At 35.8% G+C, this 1,199-nt stretch carries 1 protein-coding gene; it reads left to right on the top strand.

All coding sequences use genetic code 11. The features are described 5' to 3' along the window. The coding region (gene glnS / locus Q0075_RS06680) for a glutamine--tRNA ligase (protein WP_297868832.1) at window positions 1-1,199 on the top strand (1,199 nt) is incomplete at both ends.

Here is a 1,199-nt window from a genome sequence, read left to right as displayed (position 1 = left end):
ATGTCAACAGAAGAAAAATCATTGAATTTTATAGAACAAATCATTGAAGAAGATTTAAAAAATGGTTTGTCAGCAGATAAATTACGTTTTCGTTTTCCACCAGAGCCAAATGGGTATTTGCATGTAGGTCACGCGAGTGCTATTTGTTTAAATTTTGGTTTAGGAATCGATTACAATGCGCCAGTTAACCTTCGTTTCGACGATACCAATCCATCAAAAGAAGAGCAAGAATATGTTGATGCTATTAAGCGCGATGTGGAATGGTTAGGCTATAAATGGGATAAAGAATGTTATGCTTCGGATTATTTCCAACAATTGTATGATTGGGCAGTGGAATTAATCAAGAAAGATAAAGCGTATGTAGATAGCCAAACTTCGGAAGAAATGGCGCAACAAAAAGGTACGCCAACTACTCCAGGAACCGATTCTCCTTACAGAAATCGTTCTATCGAGGAGAATTTAGATTTATTTACACGAATGAAAAACGGAGAATTCGAAAAAGGAACTCACGTTTTACGTGCTAAAATTTCGATGGGCGCTAATAATATGTTGATGCGTGATCCAATCATTTACCGTATCATGCACGCACATCACCACAGAACAGGAAACGATTGGTGTATTTATCCAATGTACGACTGGGCTCATGGTGAAAGTGACTATTTAGAGCAAATTTCGCATTCATTTTGTACGTTAGAATTCTTACCTCACCGTGAATTATATGATTGGTTTTTGAATCAAATTTATGATCCAACTAAGGTACGTCCAAAGCAAAGAGAATTTGCACGTAGAAATTTATCACATACTGTTGTTTCTAAACGTAAATTATTGCAATTAGTTGAAGAAAAACATGTTACAGGTTGGGATGACCCAAGAATGTCAACGATTTCAGGGATGAGAAGACGCGGTTATACGCCAGCTTCTATCCGAAATTTTGCTAAAACTATCGGAATTGCAAAACGTGATAATTTGATTGATGTTTCGCTTTTAGAATTCTGTGTTCGTGAAGATTTGAATAAAATTGCACCACGTGTAATGGCAGTTTTAGATCCTGTGAAATTAGTAATTACGAATTATCCAGAAGGTCAAGAAGAATGGTTAGAAGCTGAAAATAATCCTGAAGAAGAAGTAATGACTTACAGAAAAGTGCCGTTTTCTAAAGAATTATATATCGAAAGAGAAGATTTTCAAGAAGAAGCACA

Source organism: uncultured Flavobacterium sp. (assembly GCF_937967675.1).
GTDB lineage: Bacteria > Bacteroidota > Bacteroidia > Flavobacteriales > Flavobacteriaceae > Flavobacterium.
Note: the sequence above shows the minus strand (reverse complement) of the source record. Positions and strands in the feature narration are given on the sequence as shown.